This window comes from Flavobacterium pallidum, assembly GCF_003097535.1.
Classification (GTDB): Bacteria; Bacteroidota; Bacteroidia; order Flavobacteriales; family Flavobacteriaceae; genus Flavobacterium; species Flavobacterium pallidum.
In genome coordinates, this window is record NZ_CP029187.1 from 1456290 (window position 1) to 1476392 (window position 20103).

At 42.6% G+C, this 20103-nt stretch carries 14 protein-coding genes and 1 pseudogene; 8 read left to right on the forward strand and 7 right to left on the reverse strand.

Annotated features, from left to right (window positions below; genetic code table 11):
* Positions 1–44: 44 nt before the first annotated feature.
* Complete coding sequence (locus HYN49_RS05845) at positions 45–959, reverse strand: GYDIA family GHMP kinase (RefSeq protein WP_108903248.1); 915 nt, start codon at positions 957–959, stop codon at positions 45–47.
* Positions 960–2279: a hydroxymethylglutaryl-CoA reductase, degradative gene (locus HYN49_RS05850; RefSeq protein WP_108903249.1), complete on the reverse strand. Its 1320-nt coding sequence runs from the start codon at positions 2277–2279 to the stop codon at positions 960–962.
* Between the two features lie 185 nt (positions 2280–2464).
* Between HYN49_RS05850 and HYN49_RS05855 the strand changes: the two genes are divergently transcribed.
* From HYN49_RS05855 to HYN49_RS05880, 6 genes are all read left to right on the forward strand, one after another.
* Positions 2465–3541 (forward strand): PA0069 family radical SAM protein, encoded by a 1077-nt coding sequence (locus HYN49_RS05855; protein WP_108904973.1) that lies wholly within the window; start codon positions 2465–2467, stop codon positions 3539–3541.
* Between the two features lie 106 nt (positions 3542–3647).
* Positions 3648–5816 carry a S9 family peptidase gene (locus tag HYN49_RS05860; RefSeq protein ID WP_108903250.1) on the forward strand — a complete coding sequence of 723 codons (2169 nt, stop codon included), beginning with the start codon at positions 3648–3650 and terminating at the stop codon, positions 5814–5816.
* 26 nt (positions 5817–5842) lie between these two features.
* Positions 5843–7360 carry a peptide MFS transporter gene (locus HYN49_RS05865; RefSeq protein WP_108903251.1) on the forward strand — a complete coding sequence of 506 codons (1518 nt, stop codon included), beginning with the start codon at positions 5843–5845 and terminating at the stop codon, positions 7358–7360.
* A gap of 71 nt (positions 7361–7431) precedes the next feature.
* Positions 7432–9087, forward strand: coding sequence for a peptide MFS transporter (locus HYN49_RS05870; protein ID WP_108903252.1), 1656 nt, complete (start codon positions 7432–7434; stop codon positions 9085–9087).
* Complete coding sequence (locus tag HYN49_RS05875) at positions 9087–10571, forward strand: peptide MFS transporter (RefSeq protein WP_108903253.1); 1485 nt, start codon at positions 9087–9089, stop codon at positions 10569–10571. The genes HYN49_RS05870 and HYN49_RS05875 overlap by 1 nt, the downstream gene beginning before the upstream one ends.
* Positions 10572–10631: 60 nt before the next feature.
* Positions 10632–11090, forward strand: coding sequence for a thioredoxin family protein (locus HYN49_RS05880; protein ID WP_108903254.1), 459 nt, complete (start codon positions 10632–10634; stop codon positions 11088–11090).
* Between the two features lie 2 nt (positions 11091–11092).
* On the opposite strand, the gene HYN49_RS05885 is transcribed toward HYN49_RS05880, so the two are convergent.
* The 5 genes from HYN49_RS05885 to surE form a co-directional block, all read right to left on the reverse strand.
* Positions 11093–13120, reverse strand: a complete 2028-nt coding sequence (locus tag HYN49_RS05885; RefSeq protein ID WP_108903255.1) for a ComEC/Rec2 family competence protein — start codon at positions 13118–13120, stop codon at positions 11093–11095.
* A gap of 234 nt (positions 13121–13354) precedes the next feature.
* A complete protein-coding gene (locus HYN49_RS15230; protein ID WP_245892267.1) occupies positions 13355–14032 on the reverse strand; it encodes a C40 family peptidase in 678 nt (225 codons plus the stop codon).
* Between the two features lie 276 nt (positions 14033–14308).
* Positions 14309–15424, reverse strand: coding sequence for a lipid-A-disaccharide synthase (lpxB, locus tag HYN49_RS05895; protein WP_108903256.1), 1116 nt, complete (start codon positions 15422–15424; stop codon positions 14309–14311).
* Between the two features lie 2 nt (positions 15425–15426).
* The gene (locus HYN49_RS05900) at positions 15427–15696 is read right to left on the reverse strand and encodes a hypothetical protein (RefSeq protein WP_108903257.1); all 270 of its coding nucleotides are present in this window, start codon (positions 15694–15696) and stop codon (positions 15427–15429) included.
* On the reverse strand, positions 15689–16459 hold the full coding sequence (gene surE, locus HYN49_RS05905) for a 5'/3'-nucleotidase SurE (RefSeq protein ID WP_108904975.1): 771 nt from the start codon (positions 16457–16459) through the stop codon (positions 15689–15691). The genes HYN49_RS05900 and surE overlap by 8 nt, the downstream gene beginning before the upstream one ends.
* Positions 16460–16738: 279 nt before the next feature.
* Here surE and HYN49_RS05910 point away from each other — a divergent pair.
* Both HYN49_RS05910 and HYN49_RS05915 read left to right on the forward strand, forming a co-directional pair.
* A pseudogene (locus HYN49_RS05910) lies at positions 16739–18971 on the forward strand (carboxy terminal-processing peptidase).
* An 11-nt stretch (positions 18972–18982) separates the two neighbouring features.
* The gene (locus tag HYN49_RS05915) at positions 18983–20089 is read left to right on the forward strand and encodes an ABC transporter permease (protein WP_108903258.1); all 1107 of its coding nucleotides are present in this window, start codon (positions 18983–18985) and stop codon (positions 20087–20089) included.
* The last annotated feature ends 14 nt before the right edge of the window (positions 20090–20103 follow it).

Sequence of the window (20103 nt, forward strand, 5' to 3'; positions counted from 1 at the left end):
CACATGATAAGAAAAGCCGGTTTTTTAAAGCCGGCTTTTTCATTTTATAATATCATATCAGAATATGGGATGATTGTATCATATCCTTTGTCAATAAAATATGGCGTGGGATCGTTTTTTGAAATGACCAGTATAAAATCCCCGCCCCAGGCACCGAGGCTTTTGATAGTGCCGTTGAAATCCGGAAAAAGATGTTCCTTTACCGTTACCATATGAAGCACATCGCTCATAATGGCTTCGTGTTTTTCGAGCTGCCGGGCAAAATCACCCAGCGATGTTGTCTGCCGTATCGCAGCAGTAATTTTATTTACAGCCGAAACATTTTTAGTGATGTCATCGCGATGCCTGTAATATGAATTGATGGCTGCTTTGCTGCTTTGCTTTTTATTCAGGTAAACAAAATACAGATTTGAGATGAATTCTGGCCTGAAATCAACAGCCTCAACAATCGGGTTTCCGTTTTCAAGGCGATACAATACCGGCTGGTTGTTTTGTGCGCAGGCAATATCATAACCGCTCCCGCCAAAACTGTTCTGGAGCAGGGCAAAAGCATCAATACTAAGCCATTGTGCAATATTATTGATCAATGTTGACGAGGTACCCAGTCCCCATTTCTTTGAAAAAGTAAGGTTTGTAGTGATTTTGTATCCGTCAGCATTATCAATGAAGGTAGGGTTCAGTAAATACGATTCGTGCAAAATCTCAATCAGCGTGTTTCGAATGGAATCACTTTTCTCTTTGTAACCTGTATCAGAAATAACGTCAAACCCAATCACATCTTCAAACCAAACCGACCCATCGGCATCATGGCTTTTCCAATATATTTTTTTATCAGAGGCTTCTTTAATAACAAGATCCTGCCCGAATTTTGTCGGCAAAGCCAAAGCCATAGCGCCATCAAGCACCAGGTATTCGCCTGTGAGCATCAACTTTCCATTACTGTAAAAACGCTGCGACAATTAATTGGTTTTTAAATTTTTGATGAAATCCACCACCGCCGAATGGGAAACGGCATGCTGCTTGAAATATTTCGTAATGATATCCCTTTCTTCAGCCGAAACCTCAAATTGATTGATGATGTTGTTCAGGTGCATTTTCATATGGCCCTGCTGGATCCCGGTTGTGGTTAAAGAGCGTAAGGCAGCAAAATTCTGTGCCAGGCCCACTGCTGCAGTGATCTGCATCAATTCCTGCGCCGACGGCTTTCCAAGCAATTGATGGCAAAATTTCACCAGTGGATGCAAAGTCGTCAATCCGCCAACGGTTCCTAAAGCCAACGGGATGTCCAGCGAAAAATGAAAATTTCCGTTTTCAATCCTCGCATCGGAAAGACTCGTATAACGCCCATTCCTCGCAGCATAAGCATGCACTCCGGCTTCCACTGCACGGAAATCATTTCCTGTAGCCACAACGACTGAATCCACGCCGTTCATGATGCCTTTATTGTGTGTGACAGCCCGGAATGGCTCGACTTTCGCTATGGTCACCGCCTGCACGAAATTTTCTGCAAACAGCTGTGGGTTTTCAATGTTTTTTTCCTGCAAATCGCTAACAGCGCAGGAAACTTCAGCTTTTACGATGCAATTCGGGACATAATTTGATAAAATACTCATTACGACCCTGACCTCTTTTTCAGTTTCGGAAAAGCCATCATGTTCGTTTGCTTTCTCCTTCAGCGTTTGTGCAAACTGTTCGAGGCAGGAATTGATGAAATTCGCGCCCATCGAATCTTTGGTTTCAAAAGTGGCATGAAGCTGGTAGTAATGGTCAATCAAATCGGTTTTATCTCGAAGTTCGATGTCCAGGATCCCGCCGCCACGTTGTTGCATGTTTTTGGTGATGCTTTGCGTTTCAGCGAAAAAATCAGGCTTGATCATATTGAAGAAAGACTGAAGTTTGTCTTTTGCGCCTTTAAACATAAAATGCACCTGCCCGATTTTCTCGGTATTGATCACTGTCGTTTTGAAACCGCCGCGTGTTGACCAGAATTTAGCAGCTTTGGCGGCCGCAGCAACCACGGAACTTTCCTCAGTAGCCATCGGGACCGTGTGGAATTTTCCGTTAATCAGGAAATTCGGGGCGATGCCCAACGGCAGGTAAAAATTGGAAATCGTATTTTCAATAAACTCATCGTGGAGTTGCTGGAGTTTTTCGTCGGAATTCCAATAGGATTTTACCAAATTTTCCGCCGAACCGGCATCAGTAAAATAATGTTTAGCAATCAGCTTGATTTTTTCCGCTTTGGATAATTTCGAAAATCCTGAAATGGCCTCGTTCATCAGTATCATATTGAATTCGTTGCAAAGATAACTTTTCACCAGATAAAAAACAGTGCTTTTTTGCTATGAAGAATCGGTTCGGGAATGACGGAAAAAAGCCACGCCAAATTTATCAACAGCCACTGATTTTTAACATGGAGGATTTTTGCGGTGAAGCTTTCAGGCGTATTTTTAGAAAAAAAGCTATGCAGGAGGAAAGCCAATATATAAAGGGAAGGGGTGCGCAAAAAAATGTGCACAACCGCTTTTTCGCGGAATCTTATGACATGCTCGACGATTTCCTGAATTATTGTGAAGCAGAAGGCGACAAGCCTGATGACAACCGGACGCATTACCTCGAAGTGTTCCCGAAAACCATTGTAAACAAAGTCGAAAGCCCGGATGTGGGGATGGAATTCTCGATGAATGCCTATCAGGGCTGTGAACACGGATGCATTTACTGTTATGCGCGCAACAGCCATGAATATTGGGGTTATAGCGCCGGACTTGATTTTGAAAGGAAAATCCTGGTCAAGAAAAATGCACCTGTCTTACTCGAGGAAAAACTCAAAAGCAAGAACTGGAAAGCGCATCCCATTGTCATGTCAGGCAATACCGATTGCTACCAGCCGGCTGAAAAAAAATTCCGGATTACGAGGCAGTGCCTTGAAGTGTTCCTGAAATACAGGCATCCGGTGGCGATTATCACTAAAAACGCCCTCATTGCAAGGGATATGGATATCGTGTCAGCACTGGCAAAGGAAAATCTCATCGGCGTCAATGTGTCCATCACTTCCCTGAATGAAAAGACAAGGCAATTGCTTGAACCGCGCACGGCGACAATCGCAAAACGTCTCGATACGGTAAAATTGCTTTCGGAAAACGGCGTTCCGGTAAATGTAATGCTCGCGCCGATTATCCCGGGAATCAACAGCCACGAGATTCTGCCTTTGGCGAAAGCCGCCTCAGATGCAGGTGCCCTGTCGATCGCGCATACCGTGGTACGGCTGAATGGTGCGATAGGCGAAATTTTTACGGATTGGATCCAAAAAGCGATGCCGGACCGCGCGGAAAAGGTGCTGAACCAGATCAAAGCCTGCCATAACGGGAATTTAAACGACAGCCGTTGGGGAGAACGCATGCGTGGCGACGGGGAATTTGCTGAAATGATCCGCTCGCAGATGGGCATGGCGCGGCGTAAGTTTTTCGCCGGGAAGCAATTCCCGAAACTCAATACGGCTTTGTATGAGCAATATAAAGGCGGGCAGCTCAGCCTGTTTTGACAAATATCACAAACGCGATGGGCGTAAAATTGCATTTAACAGAAAAAAATGTCGTTTATTGTAATTTTTTCACTAAAATTGACGGTTTTTATATTCAGTTAAGCCAATGAAATTATACAGGATTATTGCGTTGCTGGTTTTTACAGCTTTTTCGGTTTCGGCCCAACAAAAAATCAGTATTGATGAAATTTATATGGGTGCCTTCAGGCCCAAAGGGATGGATGAACTCCAGTCACTTAAAAACACCAACCAATATACTGTGCTGAATGCTTCACGTGCGACGCGGAGTATGCAAATCGACTTATATGATTTTGCTACGCTGGAAAAAGTAAGCACGCTGGTTGATAACAGAGATTTTGCAGAATTGGCAAACGGCATCGACAGTTATACTTTCAGCAGTGATGAGAAAATGCTGCTGATTGCCAATAATTCAAATCAAATTTTCAGGCATTCATTTACGGCTGATTTTTTCATTTATGATATCGCTTCAAAAAAACTGACCAAAATGGCCGAGCAGGTACAAGAACCTGTTTTTTCGCCTGACGGTAAGAAAGTCGCTTTTGCAAAAGAAAATAACCTTTATGTGTACGATCTCGCTTCTGCAAAAACGACGCAGTTGACTTTTGACGGTAAAAAAAATGCCGTCATCAACGGCATCACCGATTGGGTTTATGAAGAGGAATTTGCATTCGTTCGGGCGTTCGACTGGAGCGCTGACGGCAGCAAAATCGCTTACATCCGTTTTGATGAAAGCCAGGTGCCGGAATTTTCGATGAATAGGTATGGACAGGATTTATACCCGTCTGTAGAAACGTTTAAATACCCAAAAGCGGGTGAGAAAAACTCGGAGGTCTCATTGCATTTAATCGATTTGAAAACCAATGCCGATTCGGAAGTCAAACTTGGAAATTACAATGATTTCTACATTCCGAGGATCAAGTGGACCAACGACGCAAACCTCCTCAGCGTGCAGGTCATCAATCGCCACCAGGACAACCTGGACCTGATTTTTGTAGATGGGACAACCGGAAAACCGACTGTCATCCTGAATGAAAAAGACAAGGCATATATCGATATTACGGATAACCTGACGTTCCTGAAGGACAACAGCTTTATCTGGACCAGTGAAAAAGACGGTTTCAACCATATTTACCTTTACAGCAAAAGTGGGAAACTCATCAACCAGCTCACGAAAGGAAACTGGGAAGTCACCGCATATTATGGCCTGGATGAAAAATCTAAAACGGTGTTTTATCAATCTACAGAAAATGGTTCGATCAACCGGGACGTTTACAGGATCGGGCTTGATGGTAAGAATAAGAAGCGCCTGTCGCCTGCAACAGGGACGAACGCGGGTACTTTCAGCCCGAATTTCCAATATTTCATCAATTCGTTTTCCAGTGCGACGGTGCCGCCGACGTATACGTTGAATGATTCCAAAACCGGAAATACCATCAAGACGATTGTCAGCAACGAAGCGTTGTCCGAAAAACTTAAAAAATACGATTTGCCGCTGAAGGAATTTTTTATGCTAAAGACTGAAAAAGGCAACGAACTCAATGCCTGGATTATCAAGCCAAAGGATTTTGATGCGACGAAAAAATACCCGGTTTTCATGTACCAATACTCAGGCCCGGGTTCACAGCAGGTCAATAACGAATGGCACGCTAATGATGATTACTGGTTTATGATGCTCACCCAGATGGGTTATGTTGTGGCTTGTGTCGACGGCCGCGGGACCGGTTTCCGGGGTGCGGAATTCAAGAAAGTGACACAAAAGCAATTGGGCAAATATGAACTGGAGGATCAGATTGATGCTGCGAAAGTCATCGGCGGATACAATTATGTTGATAAAGACAGGATGGGTATTTTTGGCTGGTCTTTCGGCGGATTTATGTCGTCCAACTGCATCCTGAAAGGTGGCAATACCTTCAAGATGGCCATTGCTGTGGCTCCGGTGACGAGCTGGCGGTTTTACGACAGCATTTACACCGAAAGATACATGCAGACGCCACAGGAAAATGCGGCAGGATATGACGACAATTCCCCGCTGACCTTTGCGAAAAAACTTCAGGGGAAATTCCTGTTGATCCACGGTTCAGGCGATGACAACGTGCATGTGCAGAATTCGATGCGTCTGATCGATGCGCTTGTAAATGCCAACAAGCAGTTCGACTGGGCGATTTATCCTGATAAGAACCACGGGATTTATGGCGGTTACACCAGGATCCAGCTTTACAATAAAATGACCAATTTCATTAAAGAGAATTTATAATCAACCAACACCAAAATTTATATAACATGAGTGAACCAGCAGTAAAATCAGGACATCCAAAAGGATTATACTTTTTATTCTTTACGGAAATGTGGGAGCGTTTCAGCTACTACGGAATGAGGGCAATCTTTATTCTTTTTATGACGAAAGTATTATTAATGAAAGATGCCGATGCTTCTGAAATTTATGGGAGCTATACTGGATTGGTATATTTAACTCCGCTTCTTGGGGGGTATTTGTGTGATAAATTTTTAGGTAACAGGAGAAGTATTGTGATTGGCGGCCTTTTAATGGCTATTGGGCAGTTTTTCATGTTTTTTAGTGCGTCTGCCGGAACCAACGGGGGAGTGTCTTTGATGTGGATGGGATTGACAGCGATAATAATAGGAAATGGATTTTTTAAGCCAAATATTTCTACGATGGTTGGTCAACTATATCCAGCCAACGACCGTCGAATTGATAGCGCATTTACGATTTTTTACATGGGTATCAATCTGGGTGCCTTCTTTTCACCATTGGTTTGCGGATCTATGGATTTTAAGTGGGGATTCCTTGCGGCAGGAGTCGGTATGCTGATTGGATTGCTTGCATTTGTGATTGGCAAAAAGAAATATCTTATCTCTGAAGAAGGAAAGCATATCGGTTTACCGGTCAAAAAACTGGATGCTAAAAGTATCGGGATGATAATTGGATCGATTGCTATTATCTTTTTTATGCTGAATTTTAAGCAAATGTTCAAAAGCGATCTGGATATCATCAGCTACTTTATCTATGGTGCGATGGTTTTAATGCCTGTCCTTATTTTTAGTGATAAGAGTTTGTCAAAAATTGAAACACAAAGGATTACGGTTATTTTTATTCTGGCATTTTTTGTTATTTTCTTTTGGGGAGCTTTTGAACAGGCCGGTGCATCGTTAACGCTTTTTGCTGACAGGCAAACGGAGAGGACACTCTTTGGCTGGGAAATGCCTGCGTCATATTTCCAATCGGTAAACCCATTGGCGGTAATTGTACTTGCGCCACTCATGACAATTGTTTGGGGGTTTTTATATGCAAGAAAACTGGAACCATCATCACCTAAAAAAATGGCAATAGGATTAGGAATGGTTGCATTGGGATATGTTGTGATTGCAATTGCAGTAAAAGGTTTAGGAATAGGAGACAAGGTATCAATGTGGTGGTTATTCGGTTTATATGTAATTCACAGTATAGGAGAGCTATGTTTGTCGCCAATCGGATTATCAATGGTTTCAAAACTGGCGCCTTTGCGTTTGTCTTCATTGATGATGGGAACCTGGTTCTTAGCCAACGCCGCAGCCAATAAGTTCGCTGGAACATTAAGCGCACTGATTCCTGGCGGAGAAGACGGAACAGGTGGTGCAACTCATTTCCTGGGATTTCAAATTACCAACCTTTATGAATTCTTTATTGTGTTTATCATCATGTCCGGAGCCGCTGCGGCGATATTGTTTGCACTGAGTTCCTGGTTGGAAAAGCGCATGCATAATGATCATATCGAAGGAGTTTCCGATTCCGTTATGTAATTGATAGTATTTTTATATAAAACCTGCAATTCATTTTTTGTGTTTGCAGGTTTATTTTCAATTTATAAATTATGTGGAAAAGCCATCCTAAAGCCTTGCCATATCTGTTTTTATCCGAAATGTGGGAACGTTTTGGATATTACCTGATGATAGGAATCTTCACGCTGTATCTCAAAGATGTAGAAGCCGGTTTTTCCATGACTGAAAAAGAGGCTTCCGACTTATACGGGACCTTCATCGCACTGGTTTTCCTGACACCATTTATCGGAGGGCTCGTTGCCGACCGTTACCTGGGGTACAAAAAATCCATCATTATTGGTGGGTTGATGATGGGTGTGGGATATTTTATGATGGGAATCCATTCCCTGCAGATGCTGTATGTTGCGATGACTTTGGTGATTGTCGGGAATGGTTTTTTTAAGCCGAATATCTCCACACTGCTCGGTAATTTCTACAACGAAGAAAAATATAAGGACAAAAAAGACGAAGGCTACAACATTTTCTACATGGGAATCAATGTCGGGGCGTTCATCTGTAATTTCTTCGGTGCCGCGCTGAAAATCCTTTTCGGATGGCAGTATGCCTTTATGGCTGCCGGTGTCGGAATGTTTATTGGCGTTTTGGTTTTTATGCTCGGCAGCAAATATTATGGAAATAAGGCAGAAAAAAAAGGCGTGCAGCCGGGCGACATGCCATTTTATAAAATCGTATTGTTCATCCTGTTGCCGTCCGTTGTTTTTGGTGTTATCGGATGGCTGCTGAAAGGCGTGCAATCTGATGCAAATCCTGATTCCGCTTTATTTGGTTCAGACAGTACGGATGCTTTTATTTTTGCCTGTATTCCCGTAGTGTTGTTTTACGCCAGTTTGTATTTCAAGGCCAAAGTGGAAGACAAACGCCCGATTGGTGCTTTACTTGCCATTTTTGGTGTGGTAATTTTGTTTTGGGCGGTGTTTAAATTGAACGGCTCGGCGCTCAACAATTGGGGCGATAAATACACTGACAGGGAATTGACGGGAACTTCGCAGCGGGTAGCATCCAGGCTGGTGCTTACAGATACCTTGACCTACAAAAAAGATTCGGTACCGTTATATGATGAAGTGTTTCGGATCCAGAAAAAGGATGGCGAAGTAATCAAGACAGTCGATTATCCGTTATATTTCAGGAATGTCCACAAGGATAAATTGCCTGAAGAGGGCGGTAAAGTCTTCACCTGGTCTGCAAATTTGAGCCAATCCATCAATCCGGGTTGGGTGATTATGCTGACGCCTTTGGTAGTGGCATTTTTTACCTTTTTGCGAAACCGCAGGAAAGAGCCTTCAACGCCTACCAAAATCGCATTTGGATTGCTGATTTCTGCATTGTCGGTATTAGTGATGGTTGCTGCGGTAAAGGCTGGAAATAACGGCGCTGAGAAAGTCAGTGTCTGGTGGCTCGTTGCGAATTACGGCATCATCACCATCGGGGAATTGTTCTTAAGTCCGATGGGGCTTTCGATAGTGTCCAAATTGAGCCCGACGAATATCACGTCACTGATGATGGGCGGCTGGTTTTTATCAACATCAATAGGAAATAAATTAAGCGGCGTATTGGCCAGCATGTGGGATACTTATGAGGACAAAAGCCATTTCTTCTGGGTGAATTTTGCCCTGCTGCTATTTGCCACGCTGCTGTTCGTGCTTTTGAGACAATTAAACAGTGTAATGACCGAAAAAGGAATTAAATAATGGAACAAAATTTGACAATCGAACAAATACAGAATTTCAAAGGGAAATACCCGAAACAGCTTTGGTATTTGTTTATCGTGGAAATGTGGGAACGTTTCTGTTTTTATGGGATGCGCGGCGTACTTACCGTTTTTATGGTCGATGTACTCTTTCTCAAAGACGCCCAAGCCAACCTGCAATATGGTGCGATACAGGCTTTTGTGTATGCATTTACTTTCATTGGAGGTATTTTTGCCGATAAGATTCTGGGTTTTAAAAAATCATTGTTCTTCGGAGGAATCGTGATGATCCTCGGGAACCTGTTGATTGCATTTTCACCACAGGATATGTTTTATTATGGTATCGCTTTTTCCATCATAGGGACTGGTTTTTTTAAACCGAATATCTCGTCGATGGTGGGTGAGCTATACCATGAAAAGGACAACAGAAGGGATGCTGGTTACGGTATGTTTTATGCAGGTATCAATGTAGGCGGACTTTTCGGTGGCGCTTTGTGCGTGTATTTGGGGAAATATTATTCCTGGAGCTGGTGTTTCCTTGCAGCAGCGATTGTCATGGCTTTGGGGTTATTGACGTTCCTGTTTACCAAAAAATATCTGGGGCCTATAGGAGATTCCCCGCTTTTAAATCTGTCGCCTTCAAAAAGGAAATTACGCGAAGTCGCAGTTTATGTGGGTTCGATAGTAAGCATTCCGTTAATTTTCTTGATGGTAAGGAACACCGATTACACGGATTATTTCATGTATACAATAGGTACCATTGCGATTGGATATTTTCTTTTCGAGGTCGTAAAACTGCCTGAAATCAGCATGAAGAAAAAAATGATTGCTGCGTTCTTATTCATCTTTTTTTACTTTTTATTCAATGCGATTTATGAGCAAAGCGGCGGATCCTTGTCGTTATTTGCAAAAGACAACCTTAACCACAATTTGCTCGGTTTGTCAATAGATCCAAATATTGTAAACAATAGTTCCAACACACTTTTTGTAATTATTTTAAGTCCAATTATCGGATTAATCTGGCTTTGGATGGCAAAAAAGAAAATCGAACCTAACACGTTACTGAAATTCGGAATCGGATTCTTATTTCTGTCTGCATCATTTTTCCTGTTTTATTACACGAAATTTTTTGCCAATGTAGACGGCATCACATCTTTGAACGTTTTCACGCTGGCATATTTCGTGACGACCATCGGGGAACTTTGCCTCGGGCCCATCGGGATGTCCATTATCACAAAGTTATCCCCGAAAAGACTGTTTGGGATGATGATGGGATTGTGGTTCTTGGCGAGTGCGTTTGGACAATTGGCTGCAGGAAAACTCGGCGCCGAAATTTCAAAATCCAATGAAGGCGCTTCATTGATGACCAAGTTGCAGTCTTATACAGAAGGATATTACCAATTGGCGATTTACTCGTTGGTCGCCGGTGTCATCCTGATTGTTTCCATACCGCTGATTAAAAAATTAATGCAGGGCGTGAAATAAGATAGGAAAAGATTATTTTTGGCCGTACAGGAATTATTAACAGGATTATAAAATTTAAATATGAAAAAATTAGCAATACTCGCAGTACTCGTATTGTTCACGGTCACTGCAAAAGCACAGGAGTTAAAATGGTATACCGATGTGAAAGAAGCTTCGGAGGTTTCAATGAAAAGCAAAAAACCGCTGATGTTCTTTTTTACCGGCAGCGACTGGTGCGGATGGTGTATGAGATTGCAGAAGGAGGTTTTCCAAACCGCAGATTTCACCAAATGGGCTAACGAAAATGTGGTTTTGGTCGAATTGGATTTTCCCAGAAGAAAACAACTTTCCGCAGACCTTACAAAACAAAATAACGATCTTGGACAAATGTTCGGGATTCGTGGGTATCCGACAGTGTGGCTGGTAACGCCATCAAAGCCCAATGACCAGATTTCTTTTGAAAAATTAGGAAGCACGGGTTATGTTGCCGGTGGACCCCAGGCCTGGATCCAGACTGCGAATACGATATTGAAGAAGTAAGTTCACTCCAACTTAAAATATCCCTTTTCGGCAATGGCATGGAAAGGGATTTTTTGTTTTTGGCAGGTGGCTTCCCATAGTTTGGTGTATGATCTGAAATTGGATGCATCAGCAATAACGGTATTCGGTTTGAGTTGCATCAGCATTCTTTCGAAATTGATTTTTGGTGAATGTGTCATCAATAATACATCTGCCCTGATGTTTTCCGGATATATTCCGCTGCTGTCAGACACAAATATTGTCCTGTTAAGATAGAGCAGGTTCTGCATGGCGCTAACGTTTTTTATGTTGCTGAAATTCGCCACACGGTAAGCAGTAAGGTTTTGATTTTGAAAAATGCTTTTGCATAAGCTGTCATCACAGTATACATTGATTTGATTGCCATGCCTTTTTGTAATCAGGCTGGTATTTTTACTTTTGAAAACGATTATTTCGTCAGTTTTTTCATTTTCCCATTTGTTGAAAACCAACGTTCCCTGGAAAACCAACAGGCATAATGTCATGCAAATGCATTTTCTGTAGCTTGGTTTCATGGCCCAGATAAACAATGTAAGGATGAAAAGATAAAGCGTTGCCATCATCAGCGCGTTTAGTGGGATGTCCTTTATAATGAATTGTTCAAATGAAGCGATTTTTCCTATGGTCTGGTTTAACAGCCGAATGAGGAATTCCAATGATTTGGATAAATAATCCGGAACTGTTCCAAAACTGGCAAAGACCATTACAAATGCCCCATACGCCATAATAATGCCCAATCCGGGCAGGATGATAATGTTCGTGATAAAGAACAATCCCGGGAATTGATGGAAATAGTAAATGCTTAACGGAAATGCGCCGATTTGCGCTGCCATTGAAACAGTGACAATGTCCCAGAAATATTTTATGATTTTAAGTTTTGGCATCCACAATGTTGAAAAATACGGCTGCAGCCAAAGGATGAAAAACAAGGAGATGTAACTTAACTGGAACCCTACGTCAAAAAGGAAATTTGGCGAAACCATCAGGATTAACAGCAGCGAAACAAGTAAAGTATGGAATATGTATGTTTCCCGCTTCAAATACATGCCAACGGCCATAAAGGAAAACATCGTTGCCGAACGTACGATTGATGGCGACAATCCTGCAATAAATGAAAACGCCCACAGTGAAGTCAATACGGCAACCAAGCGAATCGTATTGCCCTTCCTGTTTTTGGGCAACCGCAATAACATAAAGTTAATGAACAACATGATATATCCTACATGCAGTCCGGAAACGGAGAGAATGTGAATGGCACCTGCATACTGGTAATCCTGAATGGTGTCTTTGGAAATGTCCTGTTGCTGCCCCAAAATCAATGCCGTAACCACGGCAAGGTTTTCCTTTTCAAAATGGCTTTTTTCTAAATTCCTGATGATCCTCTCCCGAAATGCCGCCGCATGATAGGACATGTTTTTTAGTGTATCGATAACTTTTATGTCTTCCGGATTTACATATGCCTGTGCTTCGATGGACTTATTGGAAAGGTATTTGCCGTAATCAAACTGGTTGGGGTTTTGTGGTGGCCTGTGTTTCATGATCTGGCCAAAAGCCAGGATTTGTGTGCCTGCAATAATATTTTTTCTGGGGATTTGTTTTTTGACATTGACCAGGATCAATCCTGTGCAAGGTTTCCCTTCTAACGAATGCACTGTCGCAATGTATCGCTCACAATACCTATTGCTCTTTAATGCTTCGTTGATGGTGAGTTTGAATAAACATTGCCCTTCCTTATCGGATGTCAGGCGTGTGTAATGATTCTCCCGGATGTAGTGATGTGCAGTATAAGTAAACAGCCCTATCATGAAGGAAAGGCAATATAAAGAAACTCCGAATGGCATTTTTTGAGTCAGCTGTCGTCTCAGATATACAAACGCAAGAATGCACAGTGTAAAGGACAACAAGACAGTAAATAATACGCTATAAAAATTGGGTTTGAAATAATTTCCACAAATTATACCAAGTACAAAAAAAATGGTAATCCGCGTCAATGGAAATTTCAGCGCTTTCATCTGCTGAATATTATTGGTGAAGGGAAGGAGCCCCTAAACTCCTTCCGCTTAACCATAATAATATGAAACCTGCAGTTAAGGCCGGATCCTGGAAAGTAATAATTAATTGTTGACTACGTGGCATATAGTAAAATTTACACCGGCCTTACGGTTTCATGATGTAAAACTACAAACAGCTACACACGGCTAAGTGTGTAAAATACGCAGCAAATGTTAAATTTTAATGAGTGAGGACTACAACGTTCCTGTAACGCGGTTCACCTGTGCAAATGTCCTTTGGTAATAAGGTTCTTTTGTAGAAGATATAATCACCCCGCTCTGGGTAGAGGAATGGATGAACTTAATCTCGTCATCATTGACTTCTGTGACCATTCCCACATGATTGATGACACTTCGGCCGTTGGTCCTAAAGAAAATCAGGTCGCCGACACGAATATCCTTGCGATCCAGCTTTTGGCCTACTTTAGCCATATCATTTGAACTTCTTGGCAGTTTGATCTCAAAGATATTGAAAACGGCAGTCACCATCCCGGAGCAATCCATCCCGGCGGTTGTCGTACCTCCGCCGTGGTATCTTACGCCCATAAAAGTCATGGCATTGTACACCATCTGTGTGCCCAGGTAGTTGTCATATGACTCAATAACGATATCATTGTCATTGGTGTCATTGATAAGTGCCGTTTTTTTAGGTTTTTGTAATGCTTTCGTGTCCTTAACCTCTTTCGGTTTGGTATCTGTATAAGCAATCAGTTTTGGTTTTTCGGGTGTCGCAGCGGTGTTTTTCTTATCAGCCGGTTTTTGATAAACACCTTTTTTGATGGCTTCTTTCTTTGAAGTAATGATTTGGGCATTCCCAAATGAAAATACGAATAAAAGCGCGAAAAGTGTAAAAGTGTTCTTTGTTACGGACATATTTTATTTTTTATTTTTCATGCAAAAGCAAATGCGCTTTTACGATTTAGATTTATAAATAAAATTCGGTATGAATTTTTGTGAAATCAGGCGGAGCAGAAAAAGCATAACGCCATGAGCCAAAGTTTTAGTATAACTCTTGCGGCAAATATATCAAAATTTTAAAAAAAAGTTGCTATTTAACACTTTAAATTTGTGTAAAACTTTCTGTACAGTTCAAAATCCAATGCTTAATGAGTTGAAATTTAAAGGGTTGTTTTTGTTAAAACAGAAGGATTATTCTCTAAGGTAATTAACAATAAGTTTGGCAGTTTTGCTGCTCGCCCCTTCGCCGCCAAGCTTTTCTTCGAGCGCATCATATTGTTCCAAAAGTGCTTTTCGATGCATTGGTTCAAGGATCTTTCCCAATTCCGTTTTGAGGTTCTTACGATTGAATTCGTCCTGGATCAATTCTGTCACAACCTCTTTATCCATAATCAGGTTCACGAGTGAAATGTACTTTAGCGTAATAATCCGTTTTGCGATCTGGTAGGATATCCATCCGCCTTTATAGCAAACCACTTCAGGGACCTTAAATAATGCGGTTTCAAGAGTCGCCGTACCGGAAGTCACCAATGCCGCGTGGGCATGCGTTAGCAAATCATAAGTCTTATTAGGCACGAATTTAACATTCGGGTGGAGCAGGAACGGTTTGTAAAACGAAAAATCCTGGCTCGGTGCGCCTGCAATTACAAACTGGTAATCCGGGAAATCATCGGTAACACTCAGCATCACCGACAACATTTTGGTGATTTCCTGCTTGCGGCTTCCGGGCAAGATGGCGATGATTGGTGTATCGTCAAGTTTGTTTTGAGCAATAAAATCGGTGTAGCTTGTTTTTTTTCTGTCATGTATCGCATCAATCAAGGGGTGCCCGACAAATTTCACCGGGAAATGGTGCTTCTTTTCGTAAAAATCCTTTTCAAAAGGCAATATCACAAACAGTTTATCGACATCGCGCCGGATGGCTTTAATACGGTTTTCCTTCCACGCCCAGATTTGCGGAGAAATATAATAATAGGTCTTAAACCCAAGCGGTTTTGCCCATTTGGCAATGCGCATGTTGAATCCCGGGTAATCGATGAAGATAATCGCATCGGGCCTGAACTTCGCAATATCGGCTTTGCACAACTTAATATTGTCAAAAATCGTCCGAAGGTTTGCCACTACTTCTGCAAATCCCATAAAAGCCAGCTCACGGTAATGTTTTACCAATGTCCCGCCGGCAGCCTGCATCAGGTCGCCACCCCAAAAACGGATATCCGCATCAGGATCTTCCCGGTACAATGCCTTCATCAGGTTCGAGCCATGAAGGTCCCCGGAAGCTTCGCCGGCAATAATGTAATATTTCATAATCAGACAAAAATTGTAGCAATAGCAAGCATGGCCGTAGCAGCAACGATGCCCCATGCCATGTCTTTTTTACTTTTTAGGAACAAGAAAAATAACCCGATATTCACTACTGCGCCGAGCGTGATGATTTTCCCCAGTTGCCCTGACGCGATCGTGGTGTCAAGTCCTTCTGATAAGCCATAGCCGGTAAAGCAGATGATCAAGAGATAACTTCCCAGAAGCGCGGCAGCCAGTCCAATGGCAATGCCTGAAAGCACATGTAATTTATTCATTGATTTTCCATGAATTAAGTTCCTGTATCGCATGGTGCGCCGTCATGTCATAATGCACCGGAACTACAGAAATATAGCCGTTTGCCAATGCCCATTCATCCGTATCTTCGCCTTCATCCTGGTTTACGAATTCCCCCGTCAGCCAGTAATAATCCTTGCCGTTCGGGGTTTTGCGTTTGTCGAATTTCTCCATCCAGACGGCTTTCGCCTGCCGGCAGATTTTGATGCCCTTGATTTCGTCTTCTTTCAATTTCGGAATATTGACATTCAGGATCGTACCGTTTGAAAGCCCGTTTTCCAGCACATGCGCCGCAATTTTCCGGATGAATTTCCGCGCCTGGCCGAAATCTGCATTCCAGTCAAAATCCGATAATGAAAACCCGATAGCGGGAATGCCCTCTATACCAGCCTCCACTGCAGCGCTCATCGTGCCTGAATAAATCACATTGATCGACGAATTCGAACCATGGTTGATTCCGGAAACACACAGGTCGGGTTTCCTGTGCAGGATTTCATTCACGGCGAGTTTGACACAATCCACCGGTGTCCCTGAACAGCTGTATTCGAGGCCGTTTTCTTCAGAAACCTTGTTCAGGTAGAGCATGTTGTTGATCGTGATGGCATGCCCCATAGCACTTTGCGGCTTGTCCGGAGCGACGACAACCACTTCGCCCAACTCTTTCATGATGCCTATAAGCATGCGGATTCCCGGCGCTGAAATACCGTCGTCGTTGGTTACTAAGATCAGTGGTTTTGAGGTCATTTTATTTAATTTGCAGCTAATCCCGCTTTCCACTGTATCTTTTTTATCTGTCTGGCGACTAAGATAAAAAAAGATCCCGCTTCACACGAGCGAAGCGACTGCCGCAGCAATCGGGGCTGGGATTGATATCTTAATGAAAAATCGTACGTAAATATGGAAAATCCTTTGGCAAAATTAAGCAATTTTACACGGAACTTCCTATTTTAGCATGTTTAACAAAAAATTATATGACACCCGAAATCATTGGTATGGTTTTTATGTAATTTAGGCACGAAATTGATGAATGCAATTATGAATTTTATGAAAAGAAACTATAAAGTATTGCTGGTTGTCGCAGCGTTGTCTGTGGCACTGTGGAGTTTTATTCCGAAAGTGAATAAAAGCGATCCCGAGAAGGATAAGTTGTTGCTGGAGCTGCTGGCTTTCGTGATCAATAAAGGGCACTACGCACCGAAAGATATCGATGATAATTTTTCAAAAGTGGTTTACAAAGACTATATCACGGCACTCGATCCTTCCAAAAGGTTTTTCCTGCAATCGGATATCGACGAGTTTTCAAAATATGAGACTCTGGTCGACGATGCCATCAAAAACAAGGACCTGACATTTTTCGACCTTACATACAATCGCCTCATGCAACGTATGGAAGAAAGCAAAGCCTACTACAAAGACATCCTTGCCAAACCTTTCGATTACAATGTAGACGAAAGTTTCAATATCGATTATGATAAAATGCCTTATGCTACATCTACAGCCGACCTGAAGGAAAAATGGCGCAAGCAGATTAAGCTTTCTACGCTTTCTTCGTTAACCGACCGTTTGAAAATCCAGGAGGATAAGAAAAACGGCATTAAGGAAGAGCCCGTAGGTGATGATGAAGATGAGGCCACTGAGCCTGCACCGAAAACCACTGCAAAAGAAGATGAGCCTAAAACTTTCGAACAGCTTGAGAAAGAAACACGTGAAAATTCATTGAAATCGTTGAATGAATATTTCGGTTTTATCAAAGATTTGAACCGCGATGATTATTTCTCGGTTTTCGTAAATACCATAGCGGAAACTTTCGATCCGCACACTTCTTACTTCGCCCCGGAGGACAAGGAAAAATTTGACACGAGTATTTCCGGGAAATTTGACGGAATCGGAGCCAGATTACAAAAGAAAAATGATTTTACGGAAATCACGGAATTGATCTCAGGCGGACCGGCCTGGAGGGGAAAAGAACTCGAGCCGGGAGACATCGTGCTAAAAGTAGGGCAGGGCAAAGAAGAGCCTGTTGATGTGGTTGGGATGCGTATCGACGATGTCGTGAAAAAAATCAAAGGCCCTAAAGGTACCGAAGTACGCCTTACCGTTAAAAAAGTCGACGGTTCAATGAAAGTAATTTCGATCATCAGGGATGTCGTTGAAATCGAAGAGACCTACGCTAAATCGAGCATCGTTAAGAAAGATGGGAAATTGTATGGCGTGATTTACCTGCCTAAATTCTACATCGATTTTGAAAACAAGGATAGCCGAGATGCTGCAAAAGACGTCGCTCTTGAAATCGACCGCCTTAAAAAACAGGGCATACAGGGATTGGTGTTCGACGTTCGTGATAACGGAGGAGGTTCATTGCGTACCGTTGTAGATATCGCAGGATTGTTCATAGATCAAGGTCCTATAGTGCAGGTAAAATCTACCGGGAAGAATAAGGAAGTGCTTCCAGATAACGACAGCAAAGTACAATGGGATGGGCCGTTGGTGGTGATGCTAAATAATTTCTCCGCTTCAGCATCTGAAATCCTTGCCGCGGCAATCCAGGATTACAAGCGTGGCGTCATTATTGGCAGCAAGCAGTCTTATGGAAAAGGAACGGTGCAGAATGTCATCGACCTGAACCAAATTCGTACGGAACAGCTCTACCGGAGATTTAGGTGCGCTGAAAACCACCACGCAGAAATTCTACAGGATTAATGGTGGTTCGACCCAACTTAAAGGCGTTGCCAGCGATGTAGAGATGCCGGACAAATATTCATACATTGAAGTTGGAGAACGCGATTCCGAAAACGCGATGCCATGGGATAAGATCGACCCTGCCAATTACAATGTTTGGGACAGGCAGCCGAATTTCGAAAAAGCAATTGCAAACAGTAAGAAAAGGGTGGCCCAAAGCCAGCAATTCAAGCTTATTGACGAAAATGCAAAATGGCTCGGAAAGCGTAAAGACGAAAACGATTACAGCCTGAACATCAATAAATTCAGGAAAGAACAGGAAAGCATCAAAGCAGAAAACAAGAAGTACAAAGTGATCAACGATTACAAGACCAATCTTGAATTTACTTCGCTGCCATACGAAACCACCCAAATGGAAAAAGACGAGGTCCTGAAGGAAAAAAGGAAAAGATGGCATGAAAGCCTCGCCAAAGATGCCTATGTTGAAGAGGCGCTGAATATACTTTCCGATTTGCAGGATACAGGTGCCAAACCGACTGTAAACCTTAAAAAAAAGGATAAGCTGGTGAAGTCTTAAGCATAATTTTAATGAGCGAAAATCAATCATTAACCAGTATAGCGCTCCGGAAATTCAGGAAGAATTTCTGGGGCGTTTTCAGTTTCATATTTATCGTGCTGGTGCTGCTGCTTGCGGTATTTGCTTATGTGCTTGCGCCGGATAATTCGGAAAATGCCAATCAGATGCATTTGTCGATCCATTCCAAAAAGCCGGGATTTGAAGTCATGATGCTTTCCATTCCTTCAGGCGATAAGAGTGAAAAAGGCCTTTCTGGATATTTTTTCGGATTTGCAAATACCGCTACTGAAATCCCGATCAGCCATTATGAAGTTAAAAAGGATTCCATTGTGTATCAGGAATATAATGATGATGCCTCGGTTAAAATTGTAAAGGCCGTTGGGCTTAATCAATTTTCAGGATATCACGACATCAGGAAAGTTTCAAAAGATTTTATTAAGAAGCAAAGCTTCATTTTAGGCACTGACAAATACGGACGGGATGTTTTGAGCAGGATGCTGGTCGGTTCCCGAGTGTCACTTTCGATTGGATTTGTTGCGGTTTTTATTTCCCTGGTGATAGGTGTTTTTTTCGGAGCGATCGGTGGTTATTTCGGTGGTAAAACAGATGCTTTCGTTATGTGGCTTGTCAACATCATCTGGTCCATCCCGACACTGCTTTTGGTGATTGCGATTACACTGGCATTGGGTAAGGGTTTCTGGCAGGTTTTTGTTGCTGTGGGACTTACCATGTGGGTGGAAGTGGCGCGTGTTGTCCGCGGTCAGGTGATCAGCGTCCGGGAAATGCAATATGTCACGGCATCGCGTGCGTTGGGCTACGGCAATTTCCGGATCATCTTCAATCATATCCTTCCAAATATTATGGCACCGGTCATCGTGATTTCAGCGGCCAATTTTGCCTCGGCGATTTTGGTGGAAAGCGGGCTGAGTTTTTTAGGCCTCGGCGCACAGCCACCTGTTCCAAGCTGGGGCAGTATGATTAAGGACCATTACAGCTACATCATTTTAGGGAAGCCTTATCTGGCCATGGTTCCAGGCATTGCCATCATGCTTGTTACCCTGGCTTTCATGATGACGGGGAATGCGTTTCGCGATGCGCTTGATGTGAAATCTTCGTAAAGTATTTAGGGTTT

What these genes read in the sequence shown, in the direction of transcription:
- HYN49_RS05860 (WP_108903250.1), top strand. Translation starts at nt 3,648, where the DNA reads ATGAAATTATACAGGATTATTGCGTTGCTGGTTTTTACAGCTTTTTCG.
- HYN49_RS05915 (WP_108903258.1), top strand. Translation starts at nt 18,983, where the DNA reads ATGAGCGAAAATCAATCATTAACCAGTATAGCGCTCCGGAAATTCAGG.
- HYN49_RS05855 (WP_108904973.1), top strand. Translation starts at nt 2,465, where the DNA reads ATGCAGGAGGAAAGCCAATATATAAAGGGAAGGGGTGCGCAAAAAAAT.
- HYN49_RS05880 (WP_108903254.1), top strand. Translation starts at nt 10,632, where the DNA reads ATGAAAAAATTAGCAATACTCGCAGTACTCGTATTGTTCACGGTCACT.
- HYN49_RS05850 (WP_108903249.1), bottom strand. Translation starts at nt 2,279, where the DNA reads ATGAACGAGGCCATTTCAGGATTTTCGAAATTATCCAAAGCGGAAAAA.
- HYN49_RS15230 (WP_245892267.1), bottom strand. Translation starts at nt 14,032, where the DNA reads ATGTCCGTAACAAAGAACACTTTTACACTTTTCGCGCTTTTATTCGTA.
- surE (WP_108904975.1), bottom strand. Translation starts at nt 16,459, where the DNA reads ATGACCTCAAAACCACTGATCTTAGTAACCAACGACGACGGTATTTCA.
- lpxB (WP_108903256.1), bottom strand. Translation starts at nt 15,424, where the DNA reads ATGAAATATTACATTATTGCCGGCGAAGCTTCCGGGGACCTTCATGGC.
- HYN49_RS05885 (WP_108903255.1), bottom strand. Translation starts at nt 13,120, where the DNA reads ATGAAAGCGCTGAAATTTCCATTGACGCGGATTACCATTTTTTTTGTA.
- HYN49_RS05875 (WP_108903253.1), top strand. Translation starts at nt 9,087, where the DNA reads ATGGAACAAAATTTGACAATCGAACAAATACAGAATTTCAAAGGGAAA.
- HYN49_RS05870 (WP_108903252.1), top strand. Translation starts at nt 7,432, where the DNA reads ATGTGGAAAAGCCATCCTAAAGCCTTGCCATATCTGTTTTTATCCGAA.
- HYN49_RS05865 (WP_108903251.1), top strand. Translation starts at nt 5,843, where the DNA reads ATGAGTGAACCAGCAGTAAAATCAGGACATCCAAAAGGATTATACTTT.
- HYN49_RS05900 (WP_108903257.1), bottom strand. Translation starts at nt 15,696, where the DNA reads ATGAATAAATTACATGTGCTTTCAGGCATTGCCATTGGACTGGCTGCC.